This window comes from Phocaeicola barnesiae DSM 18169 = JCM 13652 (assembly GCF_000374585.1).
Taxonomy (GTDB): Bacteria; Bacteroidota; Bacteroidia; order Bacteroidales; family Bacteroidaceae; genus Phocaeicola; species Phocaeicola barnesiae.
In genome coordinates this window covers 71,194-94,381 of record NZ_KB894652.1, presented here as the reverse complement: position 1 = coordinate 94,381, position 23,188 = coordinate 71,194, and the positions used below count along the sequence as shown (strand labels likewise).

The 23,188-nt window shown below is 44.9% G+C and carries 17 protein-coding genes; 6 read left to right on the top strand and 11 right to left on the bottom strand.

Annotation, left to right across the window (positions count from 1 at the left end):
• Positions 1–111: 111 nt before the first annotated feature.
• From C510_RS0111020 to C510_RS0111010, 3 genes are all read right to left on the bottom strand, one after another.
• Positions 112–900 carry a mechanosensitive ion channel family protein gene (locus C510_RS0111020; protein ID WP_423806142.1) on the bottom strand — a complete coding sequence of 263 codons (789 nt, stop codon included), beginning with the start codon at positions 898–900 and terminating at the stop codon, positions 112–114.
• Positions 901–1,020: 120 nt separating this feature from the next.
• A complete protein-coding gene (locus C510_RS0111015) occupies positions 1,021–1,632 on the bottom strand; it encodes an L-threonylcarbamoyladenylate synthase (protein WP_018711399.1) in 612 nt (203 codons plus the stop codon).
• Positions 1,633–1,708: 76 nt separating this feature from the next.
• A complete protein-coding gene (locus tag C510_RS0111010; protein ID WP_018711398.1) occupies positions 1,709–3,703 on the bottom strand; it encodes an AAA family ATPase in 1,995 nt (664 codons plus the stop codon).
• A 1,179-nt stretch (positions 3,704–4,882) separates the two neighbouring features.
• Here C510_RS0111010 and C510_RS0110995 point away from each other — a divergent pair.
• From C510_RS0110995 to C510_RS0110985, 3 genes are read left to right on the top strand one after another with little or no spacing between them, the layout of a single operon-like run.
• Positions 4,883–5,824: an SPFH domain-containing protein gene (locus C510_RS0110995; RefSeq protein WP_018711395.1), complete on the top strand. Its 942-nt coding sequence runs from the start codon at positions 4,883–4,885 to the stop codon at positions 5,822–5,824.
• A 22-nt stretch (positions 5,825–5,846) separates the two neighbouring features.
• A complete protein-coding gene (locus tag C510_RS0110990) occupies positions 5,847–6,065 on the top strand; it encodes a type II toxin-antitoxin system antitoxin (RefSeq protein WP_018711394.1) in 219 nt (72 codons plus the stop codon).
• The gene (locus C510_RS0110985; protein WP_018711393.1) at positions 6,062–6,547 is read left to right on the top strand and encodes a hypothetical protein; all 486 of its coding nucleotides are present in this window, start codon (positions 6,062–6,064) and stop codon (positions 6,545–6,547) included. Before C510_RS0110990 ends, C510_RS0110985 begins: the two co-directional genes overlap by 4 nt.
• Positions 6,548–6,678: 131 nt before the next feature.
• On the opposite strand, the gene C510_RS0110980 is transcribed toward C510_RS0110985, so the two are convergent.
• The 5 genes from C510_RS0110980 to C510_RS0110955 all read right to left on the bottom strand — a co-directional run bounded on the left by C510_RS0110980 (position 6,679) and on the right by C510_RS0110955 (position 13,964).
• Positions 6,679–8,319 carry an ABC-F family ATP-binding cassette domain-containing protein gene (locus C510_RS0110980; protein ID WP_018711392.1) on the bottom strand — a complete coding sequence of 547 codons (1,641 nt, stop codon included), beginning with the start codon at positions 8,317–8,319 and terminating at the stop codon, positions 6,679–6,681.
• 450 nt (positions 8,320–8,769) lie between these two features.
• Entirely contained in the window at positions 8,770–9,936 is a 1,167-nt protein-coding gene (locus C510_RS0110970) for a type II restriction endonuclease (RefSeq protein WP_018711390.1), read from the bottom strand.
• A gap of 5 nt (positions 9,937–9,941) precedes the next feature.
• Positions 9,942–11,225, bottom strand: coding sequence for a DNA (cytosine-5-)-methyltransferase (gene dcm / locus C510_RS0110965; RefSeq protein ID WP_025892649.1), 1,284 nt, complete (start codon positions 11,223–11,225; stop codon positions 9,942–9,944).
• A gap of 417 nt (positions 11,226–11,642) precedes the next feature.
• Positions 11,643–12,050 carry a winged helix-turn-helix transcriptional regulator gene (locus C510_RS16470; RefSeq protein WP_018711388.1) on the bottom strand — a complete coding sequence of 136 codons (408 nt, stop codon included), beginning with the start codon at positions 12,048–12,050 and terminating at the stop codon, positions 11,643–11,645.
• A 234-nt stretch (positions 12,051–12,284) separates the two neighbouring features.
• Positions 12,285–13,964 carry a putative transporter gene (locus tag C510_RS0110955; protein ID WP_025892651.1) on the bottom strand — a complete coding sequence of 560 codons (1,680 nt, stop codon included), beginning with the start codon at positions 13,962–13,964 and terminating at the stop codon, positions 12,285–12,287.
• A 444-nt stretch (positions 13,965–14,408) separates the two neighbouring features.
• On the opposite strand from C510_RS0110955, the gene mutA reads away from it, so the two are divergent.
• The 3 genes from mutA to C510_RS0110935 all read left to right on the top strand — a co-directional run bounded on the left by mutA (position 14,409) and on the right by C510_RS0110935 (position 20,738).
• Positions 14,409–16,268, top strand: coding sequence for a methylmalonyl-CoA mutase small subunit (mutA, locus tag C510_RS0110945; protein WP_026320196.1), 1,860 nt, complete (start codon positions 14,409–14,411; stop codon positions 16,266–16,268).
• A gap of 4 nt (positions 16,269–16,272) precedes the next feature.
• Positions 16,273–18,417, top strand: a complete 2,145-nt coding sequence (scpA, locus tag C510_RS0110940) for a methylmalonyl-CoA mutase (protein ID WP_018711384.1) — start codon at positions 16,273–16,275, stop codon at positions 18,415–18,417.
• A gap of 230 nt (positions 18,418–18,647) precedes the next feature.
• The gene (locus C510_RS0110935; RefSeq protein ID WP_018711383.1) at positions 18,648–20,738 is read left to right on the top strand and encodes an alpha-L-fucosidase; all 2,091 of its coding nucleotides are present in this window, start codon (positions 18,648–18,650) and stop codon (positions 20,736–20,738) included.
• 95 nt (positions 20,739–20,833) lie between these two features.
• On the opposite strand, the gene folB is transcribed toward C510_RS0110935, so the two are convergent.
• The 3 genes from folB to asnA form a co-directional block, all read right to left on the bottom strand.
• Positions 20,834–21,199: a dihydroneopterin aldolase gene (gene folB / locus C510_RS0110930; protein WP_018711382.1), complete on the bottom strand. Its 366-nt coding sequence runs from the start codon at positions 21,197–21,199 to the stop codon at positions 20,834–20,836.
• A 26-nt stretch (positions 21,200–21,225) separates the two neighbouring features.
• Complete coding sequence (ung, locus tag C510_RS0110925) at positions 21,226–21,888, bottom strand: uracil-DNA glycosylase (protein WP_018711381.1); 663 nt, start codon at positions 21,886–21,888, stop codon at positions 21,226–21,228.
• 148 nt (positions 21,889–22,036) lie between these two features.
• Positions 22,037–23,077, bottom strand: a complete 1,041-nt coding sequence (gene asnA, locus C510_RS0110920; RefSeq protein ID WP_018711380.1) for an aspartate--ammonia ligase — start codon at positions 23,075–23,077, stop codon at positions 22,037–22,039.
• Positions 23,078–23,188: the final 111 nt, after the last annotated feature.

The following is a 23,188-nucleotide window of genomic DNA, read 5'->3' as shown; positions in this document are numbered from 1 at the left end:
GCTGTCCGATAAAACGAGAGAGCCGTATCACAGGAAAATCTCCTGGGTGATACGGCTCTCTTTTGGTATCGTCGTTGGGAGGCTTCTTGGGGAAGAAGCCCCCTGCGGGTGTTAATCGTTGGCCTGATGTACCGTGAGCTGCGGGAACGGGAATCCGATGCCTTCCTTGTTGAAGGTTTCATAGACCACACGGTTCATGTCGAACACTACGTCCCAGTAGTCGCTACTCTTGGTCCATACACGTACCTTGACGTCTACGCTGCTGGCAGAAAGCGAACCCAGTCCGATGAACGGAGCCGGAGTCTGAAGGATACGTTCGTCGGCGGCGATGATGCGTTCCAGTACGGCTTTCACCCGTTCGTAGTCTTCTCCGTATTCCACGCCGAACACCCATTCGGCACGGCGGGTTTCCTGTTTGCTGTAGTTCACGATGACATTGCTGCTCAGCGAACCGTTCGGTACGTAGATGATGCGGTTGTCGGTGGTCGACAGGATGGTGTGGAAAATCTGGATTTCCTTCACCGTACCGCTGGCGTTGCTGGGGCCGTCAATGTAGTCGCCTACCTTGAAAGGCTTGAACACCAGGATAATCAGTCCGCCGGCAAAGTTGGACAGGTTACCGGACAGGGCCATACCGATGGCCACACCGGCAGAAGCCAGGATGGCTGCGAAGCTTGTGGTCTCCACTCCCAGTTTGGCGATGATGGCGAAGGCCAGAATCAGGTTCAGCAGCAGGCTCAGCAGGCTTTTCAGGAAGGTCTGTACGCTGATTTCAAATTTCCGTTTTTCCAGAACCTTCGATACCAGCCGGTTGATCTGCTTGATGATAAAGCGGCCGACAATATAGATAAGGATGGCTCCCAGAATACTTTTCCCGATTTCGATGGACCAGTCGGTCATGCGTTCAATCAGGGAGTTCCAGTCAACCTTGAATTTAGAAGAAGATGCACTCAGCAGTGCTGCGTTTAAAAGTGTCAGTAACATAAATTTAATGATTCAGTTATTTAGTTAAGTAAAGAATTATTCGTCCAATACCCCTTTCCCCTGACGGATGATTTCCGGTTCGTCCTCGATACAGTTGATGACGGTAGACGGAACGGTTCCCCCGATACCTCCGTCGATGACTACATCCACCAGGTCGCCGAATTTCTCGTCTATCAGCTCCGGGTCGGTAATGTATTCGATGTCTTCGTTTTCGCCCAGCGGCAGTGTCGTCGTCAGAATCGGCGCGTCCAATAGCTGACATATTTCCCGGATGATGTTGTTGTCCGGTACCCGTATGCCCACCTCTTTCCGGTTCCGGAAGATTTTAGGCAGGCGGCTGTCCGCTGCCAGAATGAAGGTGAACGGACCGGGCAGGTTCCGTTTCATCAGTTTGAATGTCGCGTTGTTTACGCGGGCATATTCGCTGATGTTGCTTAAGTCATAACAAATAATCGACAGATTATGTTTACGCGGATCGATATTTTTTAGTTTGCAGATGCGTTCGATGGGGCGTTCCTTCAGCGCGTGGCACCCGATGGCATACATGGTGTCGGTAGGGTAGATGATGATTCCCCCGTCGTTCAGGATGTCTACGATGCGCTGCAGGTCGTTGGGGTTGTTATTCTTGGTGTATAAGCGTTGTATCATGGGGTTAGGGCCGGGATGTGACCCGGACAATTGCAAAAATACAAAAAAGATACGAAATGCGAGGTCAAACAGTTCCTTATTTCCGTTTCTTCAGCTCCTTGGCTATCCGCAGGTGGATGGCGGCTTCGGCCGTTTTGCCCGCCTTTTCCAGCGCCTCGGCAAAGTAGCTGTGGGCGCCTGCGTGCTGCGGCTTCAGGCTGGTGGCCTTGTCCAGGTCTGTCAGGGCCTCTTCCAGGCGGTTGCTGAAGAGGTACAGTTTCCCCCGGTTGTAGACGGACTTGAATTCGGTGGGGCGCAGCCGGACCGCTTCGTTCAGGCAGGCTTCGGCCTCGTCTATGCGGTCTTCGTCAAACAGGGTGACTCCCTTGCGTACCCAGGCGTCGGTGTAGGCGGGGTACAGTTCGATGGCCTTGTCGAAGTTGGCGATGGCAGCCCGCGCGTCGTGGGCCTTGAGGATACACTCGTTCCCCATCAGGTAATATTCGTGGGCGTATTTCTCCAGGTTCTTCTGTTGTTCCCTCAGTTGTTCTTTCAGCCGGCTGTTCTCTTCTTTCAGGCTGCGGATGATGCCCAGCTTCTTGCGGATGAACCGTTGTATCAGCGGCTTTTCGATGTCGTACCGGCTGTGTATGGCTTTGAAGAAGTTGTCCAGGAATGCCGTGAAGTCGGCCTTGTCGAAGGCTTTGACGGCCGCGATGTACTGTTCGTCGGCCTGTGCCTGCTTCAGAGCCCGTTCTACGGCCTGGCTGTCGTTGAACCGCTGCGAGAAGGCGACGATTTCCGGCCGCACGAAGATATCGGAACGGCTGATTTCCCGTTTCAGTTGGATGCCTTCCAGCGAGGTGCAGCGGCTCAGGGCGACGTAGGCCTGTCCGCCGGCAAAGACACCTCCGGTAAAGTCGATGACCGCCCGGTTGAAGGTCAGCCCCTGACTTTTGTGTACCGTGATGGCCCAGGCCAGCCGGATGGGGTACTGGGTGAAGGTGCCCAGCTCTTCCTCTTCTATTTTCTTCTCCTCCTCGTTGTACCGGTAGCGTACGTTGCTCCAGCTTTCGCGTTCCACCTCGTATTCCGCCCCGTTTTCGGTGCGTACATAGAGGGTGTCCTGGTCGGTGATGCCCACAATGGTTCCGATGGTCCCGTTCACCCACCGTTTTTCGGGGTCGTTCTTGATGAAGATAATCTGGGCACCGGGTTTCACCACCAGTTCCATCAGGGTCGGCAGGCTGTTTTCGGGGAATTCACCGTGTATCTCTCCTTTCAGCGTCACCGGTTCTTCCTCCAGTCTGGCCAGTTGCTGCTCGTTGATGTAGTCTACCGTGTCTCTCCGGGTGGCCAGCGTGATGTACAGGTCGTTTTCGTTCGGGCGGACAGGAGCCTGGTAGCGGGTATTCAGCAGCAGGAGGTCCCGCTGCTGCACGGTGTTGGTCCGGATGCGGTTCAGGATGCCGATGAACACCGGGTCCGTCTGCCGGTAGACCTTGGTCAGCTCGATGGCCACCAGTTCCATCTGCTGGAAGACGGCGGCCGAGAAGAAATACGGGTTCGGATAAAACCGGTTCAGGATTTCGCGTTCCTCGTTCTTCACCACCGGCTCCAGTTGGAAGATGTCTCCCACCAGCAGCACCTGTTTCCCGCCGAAAGGCTCACGCATGTTCTGCGAGTAGGTGCGCAGAATCTTGTCGATGAAGTCGATGATGTCGGCACGTACCATCGAAATCTCGTCGATGATGACCAGCTCCAGGTTCTGGATGAGTTTCCGGTGGTTGGAGCTGTATTTCAGGAAGTCGTAGAGTTTGCTGCCCTGAAAGCGGGGGTCGTTCGGCAAGAGCGGGTGAAACGGCAGTTTGAAGAAACTGTGCAGGGTACTCCCTCCGGCGTTGATGGCCGCGATTCCGGTCGGTGCCAGGACCACGTATTTTTTCCGGGTCACCTGGCAGACATGCTTCAGAAAGGTAGATTTGCCGGTTCCTGCCTTTCCCGTCAGGAAGACGGATTGGCGGGTGTACTGAATCAGCTTCAGGGCATTCTGAAATTCAGGATTGTCGGTATCGATGGGAGTCTGTGCCATAAGAATCGGTTAAGTCCGGCAAAAATACGAATAAACAGGCAATAAAAAAAGCGGTTATGTGGATAACCGCTTTCTTTGTGAGAGTATGAGAAGCCTCTCGGCATTTATCAGATTCTTTTTACTTGATCCGCCTTCACCGAAGGATATCCGGTTCCGTGCGTTTCATGTTTACTTACTTGCTCCGTTTGTCATTGAGCATGACGTAACCCCAGATCATTGGATCGGCGTTAGCGATTCTGTTGAAAATTTTTCTTACTTTTTTCATAATTGTTATCCTTTCTTTTTTAATACCTAATAAAAACTTATAGGGTGTTCTCGGTGGTTCATCACGAATGACCTCGAACAATCTTGTTTACCTTAATACCTTTTGTTTAAACCTCTTTAGTTTGTTGAATCTAGTCTTTGTCTTTCTTGTTGACGATGCAAATATACGGACTTTTTCGATACTGGATATGTTTTACAGCATGAATTTCAATTTTACCCTCGTTTTATTGATATAAATCAAAAATAAATGCTATAGGGAGGCGGGCTGTGGTAAATTGTAACAGGAATGTAATGCCTCCCTTGCATACTGTTTGCAGAATATCCGTTCGGCTGTCAGATGGCAATATAAACAGAAAAGGCGGCCTCTATAGGTCGCCTCGTTATTACCTAAAAAGCCTTTCGGCTCATGTTCGAATCTGAATGGATTCGAACGCCTTCCGATTGGCAGGTTACTTGCTCAACTTGTCGTTCAGCATCACGTAACCCCAAATCATCGGATCGGCGTTTGAAATCTTCTTGAAAATACTTTTTACCTTTTTCATAATTGTTACCCTTTCTTCATTTAATTAATACCTAAGTCTAATTTTTGCTTTTTCTCGGCGCTCCTCCCGGATGGCCTCGAATCCTTGTTATCTTTTTATCCTTAAAATCGGTTCTTGTTTCAGAACCTGTTGTTCATTGATTTCGATGCAAACATAGCGCCTTTTTTCATACGAAATGTGTTTTTCAGCATAATTTTTCGCTTTTGTGCCCTTTTATTGATATAAATCAACCTGCCGTATTTCAACTGCGGACAGGAATCGGCCGGAAAGACAAAATGACAGATTTATGCTGTCAAACATACCTGCCTGATTGACACCGTATGGAAATTTTCTGTAGTTTTGTGATATTAAAACAATATCAAAACAAATGCTTATGGAAGGACGTGAATTTGAATTTAAAGGGATGGTTGTCAATGGATTTCTGATGATTTTTATTATCCTGTTATTGACTGTTTTGTTTGTTCTTTCTTTCTTTATGAAAGAAGAGTTGGGAGTTTCCGCTTACGTAATCGGCATTGTCGGAATTGTCTTTACTTTCTTTCTGTGGCCGGGAATTATCCAGTTGGAACCGAACGAAGCCCGTGCCATGGTCTTCTTCGGCACGTACAAAGGGACGTTCAGACGGACCGGACTGTTCTGGATCAATCCGTTCATGACGGCCAAGAAGCTTTCCCTGCGGGCACGTAACCTGAATGTTGACCCGATAAAAGTCAATGATAAGGTAGGAAACCCGATTCTGATAGGCCTGGTGCTGGTCTGGAAACTGAAGGATACCTACAAGGCCTTGTTCGAAATCGATTCGCAGACCATGGCCAGCAAGCCGAACGAGGTCGGTACTTCCTTGGCCGGCCGGATGAAGGCGTTCGAAGATTTCGTCCGTGTACAGAGCGATGCGGCCTTGCGTCAGGTGGCCGGACTCTATGCCTACGACAATAACGAAGGGGGAGAGGAGGAGCTGACCCTGCGGAACGGTGGCGATGAGGTGAACGAACAGTTGGTACAGAAGCTGAACGAGCGTCTGGCCATGGCCGGCATGGAGGTCATCGAAGCCCGTATCAATTACCTGGCGTATGCGCCCGAGATTGCGGCCGTCATGTTGCGCCGTCAGCAGGCCAGTGCCATCATCAGTGCGCGCGAGAAGATTGTAGAAGGGGCGGTTTCGATGGTGAAGATGGCCTTGGACCGTCTGGATTCGGACGATATTGTCGAACTGGATGAAGAAAAGAAGGCGGCCATGGTGAGCAACCTGCTGGTGGTACTCTGTGCCGATGAGCCTGCCCAACCGGTTATCAATTCCGGTACCTTGAATCATTAAACGGACTGTAAAACGGAATGCGATGGCTAAAAAAGAGGTGATAAAGAGTTTTGTGCTGCGGATAGACGCCGAAATGATGGATGCCGTAGAAGCGTGGGCTGCCGACGAGTTCCGTTCCACCAACGGTCAGCTTCAATGGATCATCGCGGAGGCGCTGAAGAAAAGCGGCCGGCTGAAGAAACCGAAGAAACCCAGAAACAAGCCGGAAACGGAAGCCGGCCAAGAGGAGGAAAATGTATGAGAAAGTTTTTTTCGTTGCACCGCAGCGGCAGTGAATTGCCTTATCGGATGTCGGATAGGATACTGGATATGGCAGGGATGGCATTGGTCATCTTGCAGTTACTTCTGTTCGTGTTTCTGCAGGAATGGGAGAAAGGTCAAAACTACGGACCGGAAAGTCCTTCGTACGCCGTGTGGATGGTACTTGCCGTCTTGTTCTGGGTAATCGGCTTTTTTGCCTCCCGGAATCCGTCGTTCGTCAATGTCCCGGTGCGGATGAACCCGAAGCGTACGGTGATACAGAATTACTGGAAGTGTCATTTTGCCCGTTGGCTGAATATTGTTTTGCCGATGATTAATGCGACTACCTGCTGGACGGAACGGAACAGTCATTTAGGGCTTCCTATGGAATGGGCCGGAGCATTCAATGTATTGGCTTTCACTCTTTTGGTGGTATTGGCAATCGTGATGACCATTCAGGTTTACAGGGTCGGACGAGGCTGAATTAATGTGATAAAAAATACGTCCTCACGTTTTAACTCAAACGTGAGGACACTTTAATTAAGACGAACGTTTGTTTTGACTGAGATGAACGTTCGTTTTTTAATAGTTTATTTATTCTGATAATCAGATTGTCATTGCTTCTTCTCAAGTTCCTGCAGACTTTCCATCTTTTTTGTTTCCAGGAATTCATAGATGCCACACAGGTGTTCTTTCACACGCTGGTGTCCGAATTCATAAACCTTGGTGACCAGTCCGTCCAGGAAGTCACGGTCGTGTGAAACTACGATGAGGGTGCCGTCGAAATCCATCAGTGCTTGTTTCAGAATATCCTTGGTCTTCATGTCCAGATGGTTGGTCGGTTCGTCCAGAATCAGCAGGTTGACCGGTTCCAACAGTAGTTTGATCATGGCCAGACGGGTACGTTCTCCACCCGAAAGTACTTTCACTTTCTTCATTGATTCCTCTGGGCCTCCGAACATGAAGGCTCCCAGCAAGTCGCGGATTTTATTGCGGATTTCTCCTTTAGCCACTTCGTCAATGGTTTGGAACACGGTCAAGTTTTCGTCCAGCAGTGAAGCCTGGTTCTGTGCAAAGTAACCTATCTGTACATTGTGCCCCAGGGTTAAGGTACCGTCGTATGGAATTTCATTCATGATACATTTCACCAGTGTGGACTTTCCTTCCCCGTTTCTACCTACGAAGGCTACTTTATCTCCTCGTTCAATGGTTAGAGTCGCATTGCGGAATACGGTGTGGTTTCCATACGTTTTTCCCACTCCTTCCATAATGACCGGATAGCTTCCACTGCGTGGCGAAGGCGGGAATTTCAGGCGGAGTGCCGATGTATCTTCTTCGTCTACCTCTATCAGTTCCAGCTTTTCCAGCATCTTCACACGGCTCTGCACCTGGAGCGTCTTGCTGTACGTACCCTTGAAGCGTTCGATGAAGTCCTTGGTTTCCTGAATCATCTTCTGCTGTTCCTCGTACTGTTTCATCTGCTGTTCGCGGCGTTCTTTCCGGAGTACCAGGTACTGCGAGTAGTTCACCTTGTAGTCGTAGATGCGTCCCATGGTCACCTCGATGGTGCGGGTGGTGATGTTGTCTACAAATTTCCGGTCGTGGCTGATGACTACCACTGCCTTGGCACTGTTGATGAGGAAATCCTCCAGCCATTGGATGGATTCGATGTCCAGGTGGTTGGTCGGCTCGTCCAGCAGCAGGACGTCCGGGTTCTGGAGCAGGAGTTTCGCCAGTTCGATGCGCATGCGCCATCCGCCGCTGAAATCGCTGGTCGGACGGTCGAAGTCGCTGCGTTCGAATCCCAATCCCAGCAGGGCCTTCTCCACGTCTTCCTCAAAGTGGGTCATGTCGATGGCATAGAATTTCTCGCTCATGAGTGCCACCTTTTCTATCAGTTCCATGTAGGAGTCGCTTTCGTAATCGGTCCGGACAGCCAGTTCGTTGTTCATCCGTTCGATTTCCGCCTCCATTTCGCGCAGGTGTGCGAAAGCCATCGAGGCCTCCTCGAAGACGGTTCTGCCGTCCTCGGTCATGAGGTGCTGGGGCAGGTAAGCGATTACACAGTCTTTCGGTGCCGTCACTTTTCCGCGGGTAGGCTGGCGCACGCCGGCCAGGATTTTTAGGAGGGTTGATTTGCCGGCACCGTTCTTTCCCATCAGGGCGATACGGTCTTTCTCGTTGATTTGGAAACTAATGTCACTGAACAGGGTGGTTCCGCCGAATTCTACGGTCAAGCCATCTACTGAAATCATATACTATTATATAAGGTGAATTGATTGGTTATTCGTTTTATTTTCGGGAGGCAAAGTTAGCCATAAATTGGGACTTATTTGAGGGAGGGTGAGGAAAAAGTTGAAGGCAATGAAACGCTGCCAAAGTGCTACCGGTTATTTTCATTGGGTTGTTGGTCAAATTCACTATTACTTCGTGTTGTTGAAATGGTTTTATCTCTTGTATAAAAGAGAAAGATTTACATATATAATGATTGGGGTATTTACAAACGATAATGAGAAGACTCTTATGGAACTTGAAGTGTTTGTATGTATAAGATTCCTGCTGTTTTATGTAGGGACGCACGGTCTGTGCGTCCTTTTTTTCTGATGATACATCTTTTGATGTGTATGATTGCTTATAGATTAAGGTTTCACCTTTTTTCGCTATTGGAGATAGCTCTATGATCCAGAGGCTGACTTAGAAGAATATCATTGTGTTGATTTGACAATTGTTATAAATGAAGCCAATGTCTCTATCTCTGGTTGAAATTCTTTGTCAAAAGATGTTTTATATGCTGCTGGTACCACAAGTTTTAGATGTTCATGCTTCATTTCTGATAATTGGTTTTTAGAAATACCTTGTTGTAGTGTGAACAAATACTTAGTTTCAATGCGGTTTGCTTCGTTTAAGACTTGTCTCCATCTGTCTTTACAAGTTGTTTTGGCACCTAAGAAGATCAGTTTATCGGTAGGAAACTGTATATTATGATAGGCTTCACCACTGGGAAATAAGAAATCAGGTTTTTTATTGTCCTCAGTAATTGCTTGTTCTTCAAATTGCAACCTTGCTGATGTGAATATTGTTGCTAAATGATGCTCTAATGATTTACCGGCACGTGATTTTCTGCGATTAAGAATTGCATTTGAAAATTGAATTAGTTCTTGGCAGTTTTTAAACGGTCTATTATAAACAGCTGAATAAATTTTTTCCTCGAATCCTCGGAAAAGACTGTATTCTGTGTCTATCCATTTTAGTATTTGTAAATCCGGGTTACTGCAAATTTCGGTATCGGTGATGTTATGGATACGATTGTATAAGTTTCTTGCCAACTGAGCCATTTGTTTGGTCTCTGGAAAACTCGAGTATGATGAAACTATGTTTTGTATTTCTGTATTCAATCGTTCTTCAGTGGAAATAGACTGTGTGATGTCTATCAATTGATTTGTCTTTTCAGGAGAAAGGTTGAAAAAAGCAAGGAAATCATCAATGTCCTGGTCAGTTTGCAGGACGAAACCCTGATAAAAATCATCGCTTTGTTGGGCGATAATTAGTAAATCTCCTACATTGTCTTCTTCAAAGAATGGAAAAGATTTACCAAAACGGGTAATACGGTATTCATTTCGAGTACCTTGCCCATAATAGATAAAACGACTATCTGTTAGAAAATCATCTTGCCATTTTACTTTAACAAGTTTATCTTTATTTTCTCCTTTGACTCCTGGTTTATCGAATAAAAGGGGAGCTGCACATTTAGGGATATAGAACCCAGCTTGGTGTGAACCGTTCTTTCCTGTATCATTTGCTGTGATAAAACGACAAAAAGCATGTTGTGCGTTTTGTACTTTTGATATGGCACTATTTAATATGCTACTCATAAACCTTAACCTTTTAACATGGTTTTAACTATTTGTTCTGAAACAGCTGTGATAAGAGGAACTACTACTGAATTTCCACATTGCCTATATGCCTGGACATCAGAAACATGGTTAATGATATATTCATCTGGATATCCCATCAGTCTTGCACATTCTCTTGGAGTTAACCGACGCGGATTTATTTCATCTCCTTGAGGTATCAGAATTTCTGAGCCATCTTTGTAATATCTAGCACTTAGAGTACGGCTTATGCCATCAAGGTCTACTAAGCCAAAACCGAATCCATTACCTTTTGCTTTATGTTTTTCTGCATAATTTTTTAAATAGTTCCAGAGTTTATCAGAAAGTGTGTATTTGTAGTCTGGATTATTCTCTAGTATATCCCGTATTCTTTTTGTAGAATTGTTGGGTTGTGGAAATTCGAATTTTTCATTGCCATGGTAACGTCTTTTGTCAAAACCGACAATCATAATACGTTCTCTATGTTGAGGCACATAATCTTTTCCATCCATTACTTTATAATGTATAGAATATTCCAGCTCTTCAAGAGTCGATTGAATAACTTTGAATGTATTGCCTTTATCATGAGAAACAAGGTTTTTTACATTTTCAAGGTAAAATGCTTTAGGTCTATGACGTCTTAAAATTTCTGCAACATCAAAGAATAGGGTTCCCTGTGTCTTGTCAAGAAAACCAGTTTCTCTTCCTAAGCTTTTCTTCTTTGATACTCCGGCAATTGAGAACGGTTGACATGGAAAACCAGCACACAATATGTCAAAATGTTCTGGAATATACTTTTTCGTTTCTTCTTTAGTGATATCTCCAAAAGGCATTTCTCCAAAGTTTGCCATATAGGTTTTCTGGGCGAATGCATTCCATTCAGATGAAAAAACGCATTTTCCACCTTGTTTTTGCATTGCTAATCGGAATCCTCCCATTCCAGCAAATAAATCAATAAATGTAAATTGGTAATTTATTGGGTCGGGAAAAGGAATATTGAATAAATCATTGAATAATCCTGCCTGTAATGGCTCCCGTAATATCTCGTCCGAAATATCTGTTTGGGGGTATTTAATTGATAAATACTCTTTTAGAAATTTTTTTGCTTGTTCAATAGAAAAGCTTTTCGCAAATTCATGATTATGCAAATAATGTGTAATGACGGCCAGTTGATTATCTGATGACTTTGGCCCATACATGTATTTCTGTATTTTTTCTCCAGAAGGTCCAGTGAAGTTTATCTTTTCAGGAAAATCTGAAAGTCGGATATCGGATAGAGTCTTTTTCATAAATCGTTAGAGTAATTTATGGGCAAAGATACAAAAAATTGTCCTTCCACCGTCAACCTCGTTCTTCCTTCTGAAAGAAAAGGGCTGCAACCGGTGAAAGGACAATCCCGTCAGTGATGAAAAGCTGTCTGCCGGGGCGCTAAGCCAACAGCAGAATCAGCAGCTGTGCCGTAAGGATACGCAGGAACATCGTCAACAATGAATTTGACGACCTTGTTCCTTTCTTTTTTGCTTATGCCACAGGCAGTGTTTTTACGGCTGTTACCTATTGGTGTTCTTTTTTACCGGTTTCCTTTAATCAAGTAAGTCATGGGTAAACACACCTTTCATAAATAACAAGTCCCATTACTCATGGCGGCAAATCGGAAAGAGAATTGAAGTCCTGAGAACATATTAGGTTTCTTTTTAGCGGTTGATTTATGCTATAATTTCCCAATGCCCGCCTTTATTAGGTCCAATCCTCTTCACAACTCCAGTGTCTTGAAGGTGTTTAATATTAGTGGCTATCCAACGGCGAGATACTCCAATTTTTTCTGCTATCTCAGAAAGGGTAATATTAGGATTATTCCTAATCTCTTTAATGATTTGTAGTGCAGTTTCTGGTGCACTTTGTAGTGCAGTTTTTAATGAACCACGTTTGGAAACTTTTAATGAGCCATCTTTATGTGCAATGTCAGCAATAATATTGCCAGCTGCTTCATGACATGGGATTGTTATTCTAAAAAAGGTTCGTTCTTCATCAGTAACTACATTGGCTCGTGGTGAACCATTATTCACCAAAACATTCTGAATAGTAGGAATACCAGTACTACGGCCTTCTGTCAAATCGAGTTCTTTGAGATATTCTCCGAGTCTGCGATTACGGTATCGTTTTGATACTAAGATTTCACATCTTGAAATATCAGCTGCAGATATACTTCTGTCAGGACCGCCAACATTCTGTATGGTAATAAAAAAATTGTCCTTCCACCGTCAGTCCTGTTCTTCCTTCTGAAAGAAAAGGGCTGCAACCGGTGAAAGGACAATCCCGTCAGTGAAGAAAAGCTGTCTGCCGGGGCGCTAAGCCAACAGCAGAATCAGCAGCTGTGCCGTAAGGATACGCAGGAACATCGTCAACGGATAGACGGTAGAATAGCCTACTGCCGGAGCGTCGTTGCCGGAAACCTGGTTGGCGTATGCCAGTGCAGGGGGGTCCGTGTTACTACCGGCTATCAATCCCATCAGCGTATAGTAATTGATCTTGTGGTGCCAGCGGGCTATCATACCGATGATGATCAGCGGGGTGAAGGTAATCAGGAATCCGATGCCTACATACAGCAGACCGTCGCCTTCCACTACCGTCTGGACAAAGTTCTCGCCCGCCTTGATTCCCACGCTCGCTAGGAACAATACCAGTCCCACTTCACGCAGCATCAGGTTGGCACTCATGGTGGTATAGGTGACCAGTTTGACTTTATGACCGAAACGGCCAATCAAGATGGAGATGATAAGCGGACCACCGGCCAAACCCAATTTTACCGGGGTAGGCATGCCTGGAATAGCAATAGGCAGACTACCGAACAGGATACCACATAAGATACCGATGAAGATAGTCACGATATTCGGATGGTCCAGACGTTTCAACTGGTTACCCAATAAATTAGCTACACGTTCGATAGCATCCTGCGGACCGACCACCATGACACGGTCGCCGACCTGTAATGTCAACTGACGGGCAGCAAACAAGTCCATACCGGAACGGTTGACACGGGTTACATTTACTCCATACATGCTGCTAAAATGAAGCTCTCCCAATGTCTTTCCGTTGATGTTGGGTTGTGTAATCAGGATACGGCGTGAAACCATCGGTTTTTCCTGATAGGATGGATCGTTCCAATTTACATCTTCCACTTTCGGACCGATGAATGCCATAATGGCTTCCGAGTCATCTTCCGCACATACAATGAACATGAGGTCGCCTATATGCAAAACAGTGTTGGCATTCGGAGTGTTCATGTGTCCTTCCTGAATGATGCGTGTACATACGAAATCTCGTGCCAGAAATGTCTGAACCTGTAACAGATTTTTTCCATTCAGTGCCGTATTCTCCACCCGTAATGAAATAGTATACGGTTTCAGATGCGGATTGGCTTCCTCGCCGCGTTGGATTTCTTCCGATTCCTGAGTCAGGTTGACACGACAGATAAACCGGATGACAATGAGGGAGAGGATGATACCCATTACTCCCAACGGATAGGCGCAGGCATATCCCATCGCAATTTCAGGTCCCTGGTAGCTAAGCTGCTGTAACGCTTCATTGGCAGCACCGAGTCCCGGGGTATTGGTTACTGCTCCACATAGAATACCTACCATCATGGGCAGTTCTACCCGTCCCTGCAATGCATAATACATGACCAGAGCTACTGTAATATTCAGTGCCACGATACCTACTGCGAGCAGATTCATTGTGATACCTCCTTTCTTGAAAGAAGAGAAGAACGAAGGACCGACCTGCAGACCGATACAGAACACGAATAAAATTAAGCCAAAATCCTGTAGGAAAGAAAGAATAGCCGGATTTCCCGTGAAGCCGAAATGTCCGACCAGGATTCCTACGAACAGGACAAAAGTTACTCCTAGCGAAATGCCGAAGAACTTGATTTTTCCTAACAATACACCTGCCGCTATGACAAAGGAATACAAGGCGACAATATGTGCAATGGAGTTAGGATTAGTCAATAAATCTTGAACCCAATTCATAATATCAAATTTAAATTTCGGCAAATGTAAGTAATTATCGTCAGAGAACAAATTTTTCATTCGCAATAATTTACTTTGTGGGGAGAAACATATGTTTCCGGGTATTATAGAATATTAATGTGGGAAGATTGTTTACTTCGTTTCCTGATGGAGAGTTTTTCTTTGTGTCTGCATTCTGTTTTTACACCATATTATATATAACAATGTATTGCTCTGAATAATTATGGAGGTGAATGAAATTGACGGGCTTTTGCTCCTTTCAAGTATGGTTTCTAGAGAAAAAATCAAAGAAATATCCAATAAATGTTTAGGGGGTGAGCATTTTTCCATCAAAAAAGACAAACATCAGAAGATTTTAGTATATTTGCCTATACAGTGTACAGGATTCGTCCTGTCTGAGAAAAATATCATTAGATCTAATTAAACATAAAAACACTCATCACTATGGCAGATAGTAAAGAAAAACTCTTTTCTGACTTTCCTCCAGTGTCTACCCAGGAATGGATGGACAAAATTCAAGTGGATCTGAAAGGGGCTGATTACGAAAAGAAGTTGGTGTGGAAAACCAATGAAGGATTCAAAGTCAAACCCTTCTATCGTCAGGAGGATCTGGAAGGACTAAAGACTACCGATGGATTGCCTGGACAATATCCTTATCTTCGTGGAATCAAGAAAGATGACAACACTTGGTTTATCCGGCAGGATATCCGGGTGGACGATCCGGCCGAAGCCAATGCCAAGGCACTTGGCATTCTGAACAAAGGTATTGACTCTTTAGGTTTCCATGTACCGGCCAAAGCACTGGATGCTGATTTTATCCGTACTTTACTGAAAGATATCTGTTGTGAATGCATTGAATTGAACTTCACTACTTGTCAGCGTCATACCCTCCAGTTGGCAGAGTTACTGGTGGCATATTTCAAAGAAAAAGGATATGACCCGGAAAAGATACAAGGTTCTGTCAATTTCGACCCGATAAGCAAGATGCTGCAAAAAGGGAAAGATCTGAGTGGTATCGTTGCCAAGGGAGCAGAACTGGTAAAAGTACTCGCTCCGTTTCCTAAATTCCGCTGCATTGCTGTAAATTCTCTCAAATTGAATAATGCTGGAGCGTATATCTATCAGGAATTGGGATATGCATTGGCGTGGGGAAATTATTACTTGAATGCATTGGTAGAAGCGGGTATTCCTGTCGACCTGGCAGCTCGGAAAATCAAATTCAACTTCGGCATCAGTTCCAATTATTTCATGGAAATTGCCAAATTCCGTGCTGCACGTATGCTCTGGGCCGATATTGTAAAGGCTTACGGTCCGACTGAAGAATGTGCTTGCAAGATGGTAGCACATGCAGAAACTTCTACTTTCAATCTTACCTTGTTCGATGCGCATGTAAATCTGCTTCGTACACAGACAGAAGCTATGAGCGCGGCTATTGCCGGTGTAAATTCTATTACAGTAACTCCATTCGATAAGGTTTATGAAACTCCGAATGAATTCTCGGAACGTATTGCACGTAATCAGCAGTTGCTGTTGAAAGAGGAAGCACACCTGAACCGTATTGTTGATGCTGCAGGTGGCTCTTATTATATTGAGAATCTGACTGTCGCTATTGCTCAGCAGGCCTGGAATCTCTTCCTGGAGACAGAAGATGCCGGAGGTATGTTGGCTGCTATTCAGCAAGGTACAGTACAGGATACTGTGAATGCCAGCAATAAAGCACGTCATGAAGCCGTTTCAAAACGGAAGGAAATTCTGCTTGGAACCAATCAATATCCGAATTTCAGTGAGCGGGCAGAAGGAAAGATGCCGGTAAGTTGCTGTTGTGGCTGTGGAGGTCATGAAAATGAAGCAGCCTTTGCCAGCTTGAATACAGACCGTGCCGCCAGTGAATTCGAGGCTTTACGTTTACAGACGGAGCATTCCGGAAAACGTCCGAAAGCATTCATGCTGACCATCGGTAACCTGGCTATGCGTCAGGCACGTGCTCAGTTCTCTTGCAACTTCCTGGCTTGTGCCGGTTATGAAGTTATCGATAACCTTGGGTTTGCAACAGTAGAAGAGGGTGCTGAAGCTGCCTTGAAGGCTCAGGCAGATATTGTAGTTATCTGTTCCAGTGATGACGAATATGCTCAATATGCTGTTCCTGCTTATGAACTGCTGAAAGATAAAGTCCTGTTCATTGTAGCCGGAGCACCGGCCTGTATGGAAGAACTGAAGGCAGCCGGCATTGAAAATTTCATTCATGTTCGTTGCAATGTTTTGGAGACCTTGAAATCGTATAACGAAAAGTTAGGAATTAAGTAAAGCTATGAAACCAAATTTCAGAAACATCGATATATATGCCGGATTCCAGCCACAGAACGGCATGGAATGGCAGAAAGCCAACGGCATCACAGCCAACTGGAAGACACCGGAACAGATTCAGGTCAAGCCGGTCTATACGAAAGAAGACCTGGAAGGTCTGGAACACCTGAACTATGCGGCTGGTATCCCACCGTATCTGCGTGGACCTTATTCCATGATGTATACGTTCCGTCCGTGGACTATCCGTCAGTATGCCGGTTTTTCTACAGCCGAGGAATCGAATGCATTCTATCGCCGTAATCTGGCTTCCGGACAGAAAGGTTTGTCTGTCGCATTCGACTTACCTACCCATCGTGGATATGACCCTGACCATCCGCGTGTAGTAGGAGATGTGGGTAAAGCAGGAGTATCTATCTGTTCATTAGAGAACATGAAAGTTTTGTTCGATGGTATTCCTTTGAACAAAATGTCTGTCTCCATGACCATGAACGGTGCGGTACTGCCTATTATGGCATTTTATATCAATGCCGGATTGGAGCAGGGAGCTAAACTGGAAGAAATGGCCGGTACCATTCAGAATGATATCTTGAAAGAATTCATGGTACGTAATACTTATATCTATCCGCCTGCATTCTCTATGAAGATTATTTCAGACATTTTTGAATATACTTCACAGAAAATGCCGAAATTCAACTCCATTTCTATTTCGGGTTACCATATGCAGGAAGCCGGAGCTACGGCTGATATTGAATTGGCTTATACACTGGCCGATGGATTGGAATACCTCCGTGCCGGTATTGCAGCCGGCATCGATATTGATGCATTTGCTCCTCGTTTGTCTTTCTTCTGGGCTATCGGTATGAATCATTTTATGGAGATAGCCAAGATGCGTGCTGCCCGTATGCTGTGGGCCAAGATCGTGAAACAGTTCAATCCGAAGAATCCGAAGTCTTTGGCATTGCGTACTCACTCACAGACTTCAGGTTGGTCGCTTACTGAACAAGACCCGTTCAATAATGTAGGTCGTACCTGTATTGAGGCTATGGCTGCCGCATTGGGGCATACTCAGTCATTGCATACCAATGCACTGGATGAGGCTATCGCACTTCCTACAGACTTCTCGGCACGTATTGCCCGTAATACCCAGATTTATATTCAGGAAGAGACTCAGGTCTGCAAGAATGTTGATCCGTGGGGTGGTTCTTATTATGTAGAGGCTCTGACCAATGAACTGGCCCATAAGGCATGGGAACACATTCAGGAAATCGAACGATTGGGTGGTATGGCTAAAGCGATTGAAACCGGTATTCCGAAGATGCGTATCGAAGAAGCGGCTGCACGTACCCAGGCACGTATTGACTCAGGTGAACAGACCATTGTAGGTACCAATAAGTATCGTCTGGAGAAAGAAGATCCGATTGATATTCTGGAAGTAGATAATACGGCGGTACGTCAGGAACAGATTGAAAACCTGCGTCGTTTAAAGGAAGGTCGTAATCAGGAAGAGGTAGATAAGGCATTGGCTGCCATAACTGAATGTGTGAAGACCGGTAAAGGAAACTTGCTGGAACTGGCTGTAGAAGCTGCACGTGTTCGGGCTACTTTAGGAGAAATCTCCGATGCCTGCGAAGCAGTTGTCGGACGTTATAAAGCGATAATCAGAACTATATCAGGCGTGTATTCATCAGAAAGTAAAAAGGATGCAGATTTTGCAAGAGCTTGCGAACTGACCGAAGAATTTGCGAAAAAAGAAGGCCGTCGTCCGCGTATCATGATAGCCAAGATGGGACAGGACGGACACGACCGTGGTGCGAAAGTAGTTGCTACCGGATTTGCCGATTGCGGTTATGATGTAGATATGGGACCGTTGTTCCAGACTCCGGAAGAAGCTGCCCGTGAAGCCGTTGAAAACGATGTGAACGCAGTAGGTGTATCATCACTGGCTGCCGGACACAAGACCTTGATTCCACAGATTATCGAAGAACTGAAGAAACTGGGTCGTGAAGATATTCTGGTATTTGCAGGAGGTGTTATCCCGGCACAGGATTATGATTTCTTGTACAAGGCCGGTGTAGTAGCTATTTTTGGTCCAGGAACATCAGTTGCCAAATCTGCTTGTCAGGTTATGGAACTGTTATTGGATGAGTAAACAGATTAAGATACATTTTATCTGATAGAATGATGCCCCGGAAGTCATCGGACTGGATTGGTTCGCTTTGATTTCTGGGGCTTTCTGTTTTCGGATGAATGGCTTGGCACTCTGTTATTGTTGTCTTCATATACTTCTTTCTGAAAAAACTTATAAAAATCACAGAGAAAAGGCTGAAAAAACAAAGAAGTGATTATCTTTGTTCCTAAAAAACATTATTTATCCGTACTATGAAAAAAATTATTTTCACTTTCTTAGTATGTGTCCTGGCCGGAATCGTGCAGGCACAAATCGCTCCGGAAGCGTTGAAGACTTGGCATGGAAACAAGTATTCCATGTTTATTCATTTTGGGCTTTATTCTTTACCAGGGGGGGTATGGAAAGGACAGCCGGTTACTTACGGTTACAGTGAACAAATACAGGCTTTTGCTAAAATCCCGAAAGAAGAATATATGCAGTTGGCAAAGGATTTTAATCCGACTCAGTTCAATGCAGATTCTATTGTGGCACTAGCCAAGCGGGGAGGTATGAAATCCGTTGTGCTTACTTCCAAACATCATGACGGTTTCTGTATGTTCCATACTGCCACAACCACATATAATTCTTACGATGCTACTCCTTGTAAACGGGATTTCGTGAAAGAACTTTCGGATGCATGTAAGCGGGCCGGTATCCGTTTTGGGCTTTATTTTTCTATCATTGACTGGAATTTCCCGTATGCTTCGCCTATGTCAGACCATAATTGTGATTTTGTACCGGAAAAGCATCAGGAATTCTCTAAGGCACAAATTACGGAATTGCTGACCAATTATGGCCCGATTTCTGAATTCTGGTTTGATATGGGTTCGAATACTCCCGAACAGAGCAAGGAACTTTATGCATTGGTACATAAATTACAGCCGGACTGTATGGTGAGCGGACGTATAGGTAATGACCAGTATGATTTCTGTGTGATGGCAGATAATGCTTACCCGGAAGGTTCGTTACATACACCCTGGCAGACAGCAGCTTCTATGTTTGATGAAACTTGGAGCTACCGTTCCTGGCAGGAACGTGGAGAGGTGAAAGATAAGGTTTACCAGAAACTCTGCCAGCTGACCAATGTTGTATCTCATGGAGGTAATTTCCTGTTAAATATCGGTCCGAAGGGAGATGGAAGCATAGTTCCTTTCGAAAAAGATGTGTTGGAATCTATCGGAAGTTGGTTGGATAAATACGGTTATGCTATTTATCAGACAGAAGCTTCACCTTTTCCGAAGAGTTTCGAATGGGGTACTGTTACCCGAAAAGACAACAAACTTTACCTGATTCTTTCTGGCAAGTATCCGAAGGATGGTAAAATCCTGCTGGATATGCCAGGATACAAGCTTCGGAAAGGTGACGGCAAGATGGCCATGTATCTGCAATATGGCGATGAGATTTCTGTGTCTATTCCGGCATCTGCCTATAATGATTCTACCATTCATGTCTTGACTTTGGAACTGGACAAACCGGTTGAAGTGCAGCCAGCACTTCCTGTGAAAGGCATGACTTTGACTGCTCTTAACGCCACACCGGATTATAGTTATTCTTGTTTTGACTATTATAGTAATTACCGGAGTGCAGTGGCTTATAATTGGAATGTAGAACAGAATCTGCTGAAACAGCTGCAGTTCATTTATACAGACCAAGAGGTAGACAGAACCATAGATTTATCGGTGGACGGTAAATCTTATACTGTTACTTTGAAAGGGGGAAAGGCAGAATCTCTGGAACCGGCTAACGGTACAGTTTGGGGAAAACGTTATATTTGCGGTCCGGGTAGTGGACTGTTTGATACACCTTCTACACTGCAAACAGACTTGAACAATCCTCCTGCACGTAGAAGCCAATGGAAAGAAACTGATAAAGAGCAGGATGAATTTGCGAGTGATATCTTGTCTACCTATTATGTTATGCAGAATATTCAGTCTCCTGCCGATCAACTGATTCTGGTGGAAGTAGGTGCAGGAAACGGAATCGAAATCTACTTGAACGGGAAGTCGATTTTAAAGCATTTGAATCCTTATCGTTGTACTTTCCGTACCGAAAAGGTATTGCTTCCGTTGAAGAAAGGTGACAATCAGGTTGTATTGTGTGTATACAACCGTTTTGAAGAAAAAACAGGTTACTTGCTTCGTCCAGCCCCAAAACCGGTTATTTATCGTCAGGATTTTGATATTTTGGATACTTCTAACCAAAAGTCACATGCCATTACTGTCAAGGCTCATAATCCGGCATCGGCTCATGCGGATATGGAGTTGTCTAATTTGCGTATTCGTTTGCGTAGAATAGCCCGTTAACCGGTGTTTATATAAAATAAAATGTCCTCACGGATATGAAACTTGTTCCTCAGATTTTATCTTTGGAGTCATTTCATAAACGTGAGGACATTTTATTATTTCCGATAAGTGGCTTCTATTCCTACCTGTTGGCAATCGGCTCCCATGGGAGGATTCTGTTTGTATAGGGCTATTTTTACTTCTTCAATGGGGAAGTCTAGAAGTAGTCGTCGGGCAATTCTACAGGAAACATGTTCCAGTAGTTTGGAAGGAGCGGCCATTTCTGCTTTGACTGTTTCAAAAACTGCTGCGTAATTAACTGTACCTTCCAGTTGGTCGGTATCTGCGGCTTTCGTGAAATCTGTTTTCAGTTGTAAGTCGATGTTATATTCAGCTCCTATTTTATTCTCTTGTGGAAGTACACCGTGATAGGCATAGATTTTTAGTCCTTTCAGATGGATATACATGTTGGTGGGTTTCATCGTTTGCTTGTTCTTTTATTTTCAGATTACCAGTTGATAGGAGTTTCTCCATGTGCAATCAGGTATTCATTAGTTTTGCTGAAATGTTTGTTCCCGAAAAATCCATGGTATGCTGATAGGGGAGATGGATGTACAGAGGTTAATACCAGATGTTTGTTGCGGTCAATGAAGGCTCCTTTCTTCTGTGCATAGGCTCCCCATAGAATGAAGACCAGATGTTCCCGATTCTCTGCCAGTGTGCGTATTGCAGCATCAGTAAATTCTTCCCAACCTTGACGTTGGTGGGAACCTGCTTGATGGGCACGCACCGTTAAAGTGGCATTCAGTAAAAGAACTCCTTGTTCTGCCCAACGGGTCAGATTCCCCGAAGAGGGTACCGGGGTTCCCAAATCATCGTGTATTTCTTTGAAGATATTCTGTAACGAGGGCGGTTGTGGAACTCCTTCGTTTACCGAAAAGCAGAGTCCGTGTGCCTGTCCCGGACCATGATAAGGGTCTTGACCGATGATAACTACTTTCACCTTATTGAAGGGGCATAGGTTGAAGGCATTGAATATGAGTTTTCCTGGGGGATATACAGTTGTTGTCTGGTACTCATGTCGTACGAAATCCGTCAGTTTGACGAAATAATCTTTTTCAAATTCTGTAGCTAATACTTGTTTCCAACTTTCTTCTATCTGTACGTTCATAGTTTTCCGATTATTAGATATTCAGCAGGTAAAGATACGATTTATTCAGTAAAATGACTTCTTTCTGTTTAAAAACAATACGGGTTATCGGCTGATTGTTGAAAGACCGATAACCCGTATCCCGCGTACTTGGGAACTTGTATATGCATTAAATCAGTGGCATGCCAATGGCAGCACATTCTTTGCGCATGTCTTCCGGCCAGATACTGGCCTGGATTTCACCGATATGTGCTTTTTTCAGGTAAAGCATACACAGGCGTGACTGTCCGATACCTCCACCGATACTTAACGGTAATGTATCTTCCATCAGTCTCTTATGGAAATATAGTTTCAGACGGTCTTGCTTGCCTGTTTCTTCCAGCTGTCTGAGCAGTGCTTCCTTGTCTACACGGATACCCATGGACGAAAGTTCGAAGGCCCGTCCCAACACATCGTTCCATACCACGAGGTCACCGTTCAATCCCGGCAGCCCGGTATTCGGATCGATGGTAGAATAGTCGTCATAGTCTGGAGCACGTAAATCATGCGGTTCGCCGTTACTCAGTTTACCTCCGATACCGATAATGAATACAGCACCGTAACGTTTGGCAATCAGGTTCTCACGTTCCTTGGCAGTCTTGTCAGGATACATCTGAAGCAGTTCTTCCGAGTGAATGAACTGAATATCGTGTGCCAGGAAAGATTTGATTTGAGGATACATTTCGCAAATCATGTATTCTGTGCGGCGCATAGCAGCATAAATACGGGTAACGATGCTTTTCAGAAATTCTACGGTCCGTTGTTCTGGGGTGATGACCCGTTCCCAGTCCCACTGGTCTACATACAAGGAGTGCAGGTTACCTAATTCTTCGTCCGCACGGATTGCATTCATATCAGTATAGATTCCATATCCCGGTTCAATTTCATAATCGGCTAAGGTAACACGTTTCCATTTGGCCAATGAGTGTACTACTTCGGCCTGCTGTTCGCCTAAATCTTTGATAGGAAATGACACTGGACGTTCTATTCCGCTCAAATCATCGTTAATACCCATTCCTTTCAATACGAATAAAGGGGCTGTTACACGGCGTAATCTTAATTCAGATGAAAGGTTCTGTTGGAAGAATTCTTTAATCTGTTTGATACCTAGCTCGGTCTGTTTCATATCGAGCAGTGGCTTATAGTTAGCAGGTTTTATCAGGTAACTCATATGTTCTTTTGGTTTAATTTTTAAATACGTCGACAAAGATAGGTATAATTTGTAAATATGCAACTAAATTTTTATGTATTTGTAGCAAAATGTTTTAATTATATCTTTATT